The organism is Halopseudomonas sp. (assembly GCF_041579695.1).
Classification (GTDB): Bacteria; Pseudomonadota; Gammaproteobacteria; order Pseudomonadales; family Pseudomonadaceae; genus Halopseudomonas.
On record NZ_JBFGFI010000118.1, the window covers coordinates 1 to 6,232 of the forward strand.

Consider the following 6,232-nt stretch of genomic DNA (forward strand, 5'->3'; position numbering starts at 1 on the left):
TCGCTCTCGCCCTCAGCTTCAGCTTCCGCGGCAGGCGCGGTCATTTGGTATCCGCTCTCACTGTAGATGTCCGAGCCTATTGCGTGCAGCGCAGAGCCTGCTGCGGCAATGGCCAAAATTGGTACGCTATAGGCGATTCCCTTGGACAGCTTCTCAAGCAGTGTCTGGTTGTGATTGTCTGGCATGGAGAATTCCTCACATCACTTTCATGGTTGATCGGTGCACCCAGCGTGCTGGCCTGCGCCAACGTTCAGGCGTTATTACCGCGGGCAAGAAGATAAAGGGCCAGCATGATGAGCGTGATCTGAAACATCATTCCGCCCATGGGGTGGCTCGCTGTCGGCATGAAATGCCATTGGCCCCAATGCACCATGAAGACGGCGCCAAACATCACAGGCAATGTCATCAGCGCTCCGAGACGGGTAATCAAACTGCCGTAAACCGGACCTGCAAATGCGCCGATCACGACAAATACGCCTGCTCCTATCTCCGCCAGCGCAACCAATGCCGCGATAAATACCGGCATATCCATCATTCCAGCGAATGCACCGATACCGCCGCCCATGAATTTGTCAAAGCCCATGAAGAGAAATACGCTTGCCAGCGCAAAGCGCAGAAGCCAGTGAGCGTAAGATCCGGCAACCTCTGTTTGTCCAATAGCGTCATTGGCCATGTGTCGATACCTCCTCGTTGTGTTGAATTGAAAGAGCCGAGTCCGCTGGTTGACCACCAAGCTTCTCGATCAGTACTTCTTCAGCCGCGGCGTAGTCGGCAACATTCAGGGCGTAGCACTCGCGCTCCGACACCCATGCCGCCAGGGCAGTGAAGTCTGTGCCGGTGAGCGCATGACCTGCTGCCAGCGAACAGGCTGGCAACAGCGCCTCAAGAGCGTCGGTCACCGGGATCGGCTGCAAAATGGGGCCGGTCTGCTTGCTTGTCACCAGCACTACTATGGCGCTGATCTGCTCCGGACTCGTTAACCCCGGGGAGGGCTTGAACAGATGATTTCCGCTCTGGCCGGGCAGGCCGATCACCTGAGCCGAGGATGGTTTTTCACGATCCAGGCTGAGACCCCGGCTAAAGCCGTACTCATGCTTCTCAGTAAAGTGACAGATAAACTCATCGTTGCCCTCGGGTCTGGCAAACATCATTACCGTCGACGGAGCGACCAGCAGTCCTGCGTCAAGTACGAGCTGATCTGAGCTTGCGGTATGTCTGGCCAACAGAACTGGCAACCTGAGAGCGAGCTCGGAAAGTGGTAGGCGTGTGGCCATCAATTCACCATCGATTGCCAGCGCAAAGCCAGATGTATCGCGGAGTATCTCCACATGCAGCGGATTCAGGGGTACTGCCTGGTCGCACCCAAGAGCTTCGATCAGAGGCTCCAGCCGTGCCATCACTGGCCTGCTGTCGGTTTGCAGGCGTACACCACGGGCACCACACGCCAGGCTTGTATGCAGGGGCGCGGGCACTTCGCGCGAAGCACTGATCGCTACCGAATGGTTCGAAGTTGCCGCTTGCATCAGGAGGCCGCGATGAGCCCAGTCGGCCAGACTGTCCCAGACGTCCTTGCGTACTGATAGCAGGTCGGGACCGTTACTCTGGGTATCCCTGCTTGCGGCAAAGAGTTGCTCTGCGATTGCATCCGGCTCGATGCCCTCCATAGCCATCAGCCAGATGAACGCAGCCGAGTCGTTCATGTTGATTAGCTGACCGGTCTTTTCGTGGTAGAGCGCCAGCTTTTCTTCAGTCACCAGGTCGGTAGCAAAGCGGCGTTGCAGCGTGGGGCGTTTGACCGCCGAGCCTTTTACCGCGTCAGCCAGCAGAATATCGGTTAGCCGGGGCATCGCGAAAAACGGCAGATAGTCATCGGCATCCGCGTTTGGATATAGACGCTGAAAGCCGCCCGCCTGCTCAAGCTCCTGTTGGGCCTGGGCAGCAATCTGCGTGGCAAGGTCCTCAATAGTGTTTCCTGTTCCGGGCGATTGAGTCAGATTCAGTCCGACTATGGAGGTCATGTCGGCAACCAGCGCAGATTTGATCTGCTCCTCTATCTCGCCGCCGTCTTCCGGTGCGGCGCAGATACCGAGTGACGGACTCAAGTTGCACTCTAGGATCCATGGCTTTAGTTCAGCGTCGACCAGACAATCGAGCCCCAGCAACTCATAGCAGCCGCGCGGGTCAGCCTTGCATTCGGCGCTGCGTTTGCGCATGAGTTCCAGCGAGGCAATCATGGTCAATGTGATCAGGTCATGAATGTGCTCGAACAGTTTTTCATCATCATGACCTTCTTCGCGCAGCCATAGGCGATAACGCTCCAGGTCGACGAACTCCACCGGCGCTTGCGCTTCGCTGTTCAGTGCATTGATGTCGGGGTTGGTCAGTTGGCTATACACGTTGTCCGCATCGTTGACGTCATATGGCTCCGAAGCCAACTTGGCAAATCCCTGCCGGTAGAGATAAACGCGTAGAGGTTCGATCGAAGCAATCAGCACGTAGAGCCGCAATACATATTTGCGTTTGTGCATGGTGTGCGGTTTTTCAAGGTACTGCTGTACCATCCAGGGAGCATCGACAGGTGCTGTTGCAACGTCAGTCAGGACGCGAATACCCCTGCCACGTGAGGCGTTCGCTGGCTTGAGAATCCAGTGTCTGGACGGGTCGTCGAGCGCGTCCTCCTGCAGCTGGTGATAATCCTCCGGCATCGAATAGACGCGAGGGAGAAAGCCAAGCCTGGCCACCTCGGCACTGGCGGTGCCATATTGTTCTACCAGGCGTTCACGCAATGAAGATACTGTGCGATAAAGGCTGCTCTTGATGGTCAGCGCGCTGTTACCGGGAATATGGTTGATCTTTCGCGCGGGACTGGCGCGGCGGAAGACCTCCGGGGCAGGCATGCCGGTGAACCAGCAGGTATCCCAATCTTGCTGATCACCCTGCTGCCATAGTGACGGCTTCAGCGCCTGTTGAAAAAACAGATCCTGTTCAGCCTTGCGTTTGCCACCCAGCCAGTAGCGCCTGATTTCCGATTTGCTCACAGTCATCGACGTAAATTCCCTTCAGGAATTGTTCTTTTGTGAGTCTTGGAGTGCGACGATGCGGCTTTGTTACAACAGACCGTAGTTTTTTGCCTTTACTTAATATGCTGAATGAATCACACGGCTTTTATGGAGGCAGTTCCGTTTAAGTCAGGCCGCTCAGCTTTTCAATGACTCAAGCCCTTCTTCCAACGGTCTTTCCTGTGCCACTTGGCATGCTGATGGCGCCGGCTATGAGCGCCACGTTCAAGAATGAATACCCCCATTACGTGGCCATGGGGCAGCGAGACTTTGGCATGGATAGCTGGGTTAAATGATCCAGACCTGCATGTTCCCGCCGATGGCTTCAGAACCAGTTGCATGGGGCTCCGAAGAGCTGGCGGCATTGACGGAATACACCCGGCTGGAACAGTAAAATATATCGACAAGCACTAATCTCACTTTGCATCAGTGAATCCGCGGCCAGACTCGGGTGGGAGTACCCCCCTTTTTGTAATATGGCGGCGCCTCGAGTGTCTCTCGCAAAGCCCGGAAAAACGGCGTGGACGCGTGAACCGAAGCGCAGACAAGATGGCTGGGTCGGTGAATCATTGAGCCCATTGAAATTGGCGGTAATCAAACCCTTGCTCCAGCTTGGGTTTGATTACGTCGAAATAGGGCGACACATCAAAGTCGCGAGGGGCGAACAGAGAGTGATGCCTAATCCGAAAATACTCGCGTTGCTGGGGTTCCAAGTCTGCGCCATCGTCTGAGTCGGCCAGGCGCTCAGGCAGTATCGGATATCGGAAGGACTGGAAGCCTAGAGCGATAAATGTGGAACAGATCGCCCGGGTAGGATCGCCGCTGCCCAGTGCCAGCATGGAGCGGCGATACCGTGTTGGTACCGGCGGTGTGGGGCAAAGGTAACGCGCAAGATCCCAGACGTTTTTCAGGTCGTACTGATGTCCGAGCCGACTTTTCGAATAGGCGATCAAGGTGCCGATATCCTCCTCCCTGAGCCCCACAGGCCGGCAGATCCGGGTGTGAAAGTGCCGGTAAAAAGACAGCGGCAGACTACGAATGCCCTCCTCGAGATCCGCCTCTACCAGAACGTGTTGCTCGCCGCTTTCAGAAAATCCCAGACCCGCCCCCGGGCCCAGATAGAGCGCCGCATGGGACCAGGTGGATTGTGTCAGATACTTGATAGCCGTGCTGATTCTCGTATTACCCTCTACCAGAAGCACGTCGCCGGGTTTGATCGACGCCTGCATAGCCGTCCAGGAAGAGGTCCTGACCGATTGGCATTTGATCTCTTTGGTAAGGTAGGCGGCCAAGCGCCTGGAGAGCCAGTTCAGTAGCATGGTCAATCCCGGTCCCAAATATGTTGTAATTAATAGAAGAGACGGGAAACCAGGAGAAATGTTACACGCCAGCGCCTCCGACATGGAGGCAGGGCGAATCTGTGAACAATGAACTACAGAACATGACTTTTTCCGGTCAAATGCAATGGGACAGACCGGCTTTACTGTGCATCACTATTACCGAGCCTGTTAAAATTCCTGAAATGACGGGTCACGCGATACATCTTAACGGCATGTTGGCGACGGAGCCGTTTCCGGGCCGACATGTACAACTCCTTTTATTATGCAAAAGACCGCATCTGGGCAGCCAGAGTCGATGACTCCACTCGCTCTCCTTGCAACGGAGCGAGGTACTCAGCTAGCCCATTGATACGCTCCCTCAAGCTGTGATGACATTCGTCAAAGGCGCAGCGCTTGAGCGCTTCGCTACCTTGCACGGCGGCCGGGTCAGGCAGCCCCCAATGTACCCGCTGCGGTGTACCCGGAAACTGCGGGCAGGCCTGGCCGGCATTGCCGCAGACGGTAAGCACGATGTCCAGCGGCACAGCGTCGGGTGTGAGGAATTCGTCCCAACTCTTGCTGCGCGGAGCCTCGGCACCGGACCACTCGCTCAACTGCTCCATTGCCAGTGGATTGACCCGGCCGGTTGGATTGCTACCGGCGCTAAAGGCCTGAATGTGAACACCCAGCAGGCGATTGAAGAGCTCCTCGGCGATGATGCTGCGTGCCGAATTGCCAGTGCATAACACCAACAGGCGCATGGGCGGGGCATCATCGTTCAGCAGCATGGGCTTTCCCCTGCGGCGATTTCTACCGTGTCATAGGGCACGACGCCGCCACAGCCGGGGAAGATGCCGTAGTGTCTATCAAAGTTGCCGACAAACTCGAAGTGCGCCGCGAATCGGGTGTCCTGCAGCATGCGCCAGGTATTGCCGCACACCGGGAAAATCCGACCGGTTTCAATCGCGTGGTGCTTGTCCAGCTGGAACAGATGCTCGGCTTCGGTGATGCTGCCGCGATAAATCACCGCCTGGCCATAATCCTCACAAGCCGGTTCCAGTTCTGGCAGCTTGAACAACCGATAAGTGGCAGAGAAGAATTGGATGTTGCCCAGCTTCGCCGCGATGGCCGGGTCGGTGATCTCCAGCGGACGGTCTTCCACCAGTCGAGGATCAAGAAAACCGTGGCGTTTGGCCAGGTTCTCGAAGTCGTTCCAGTAGAGAGCGCCGCCGAGGCACTCGCCATATAACACCTCGTCCTGGCGCAAGGCGTCGGGCAGACGGCGATCGGCGTAGATATCGGAGAAATACAGCTCCCCACCGGGCTTGAGCAGACGATAGGCCTCGCGCAGCACTGCATCCTTGTCTGGAGACAGGTTGATCACGCAGTTGGATACGATGACATCAATGCTGTTGTCGGCTAAATCCAGGGTATCGAGCTGTTCGATATAACCATGGTGGAACTGGACGTTGGCATAACCGAAGCGTTCGGCATGGTAGTCCAGATGGCGGCGCGCCACGTCCAGCTGCTCTTCGGTCATATCGACGCCGATCACCTGACCCTCGGCGCCAGCCAGCTGCGCCAGCACGTAGCAATCGCGCCCCGAACCGCTGCCCAGGTCGAGAATCCGGCAACCTTCCAGTAAATGCGGCGCGACCAGGCCGCAGCCGTAATATTTTTCCGTGACTTCGGGATGGATGCTGGCCAGCAGAGGCTTGAGCCAACCCGGCATGCTGGATACATCACAACAGGCGGATGTCTTCAAATCGGCACTGCTCTGCAGCACCTTACCGTAATAGTCTTTGACCGATTCGTGCATGGAGCCCCCTAGGCATGGGTAAACTGAGTCTTAGA

The 6,232-nt window shown here is 56.6% G+C and carries 6 protein-coding genes; all 6 read right to left on the minus strand.

The genetic code is table 11. The features are described 5' to 3' along the window. Positions 1-185 (minus strand): hypothetical protein (locus tag ABYA88_RS14825; protein ID WP_373188167.1); only part of this gene is annotated, 185 nt, incomplete at its 3' end. Positions 186-250: 65 nt separating this feature from the next. Next, positions 251-673, minus strand: a complete 423-nt coding sequence (locus ABYA88_RS14830; protein WP_373188168.1) for a DoxX family protein — start codon at positions 671-673, stop codon at positions 251-253. Next, a complete protein-coding gene (locus tag ABYA88_RS14835; protein ID WP_373188169.1) occupies positions 663-3,044 on the minus strand; it encodes an amylase in 2,382 nt (793 codons plus the stop codon). The genes ABYA88_RS14830 and ABYA88_RS14835 overlap by 11 nt, the downstream gene beginning before the upstream one ends. A gap of 581 nt (positions 3,045-3,625) precedes the next feature. After that, on the minus strand, positions 3,626-4,378 hold the full coding sequence (locus ABYA88_RS14840) for a YiiX/YebB-like N1pC/P60 family cysteine hydrolase (protein ID WP_373188170.1): 753 nt from the start codon (positions 4,376-4,378) through the stop codon (positions 3,626-3,628). A gap of 281 nt (positions 4,379-4,659) precedes the next feature. Continuing rightward, positions 4,660-5,166 carry an arsenate reductase ArsC gene (locus tag ABYA88_RS14845; protein WP_373188171.1) on the minus strand — a complete coding sequence of 169 codons (507 nt, stop codon included), beginning with the start codon at positions 5,164-5,166 and terminating at the stop codon, positions 4,660-4,662. Beyond that, entirely contained in the window at positions 5,157-6,197 is a 1,041-nt protein-coding gene (locus ABYA88_RS14850; RefSeq protein ID WP_373188172.1) for a methyltransferase domain-containing protein, read from the minus strand. The genes ABYA88_RS14845 and ABYA88_RS14850 overlap by 10 nt, the downstream gene beginning before the upstream one ends. Positions 6,198-6,232: the final 35 nt, after the last annotated feature.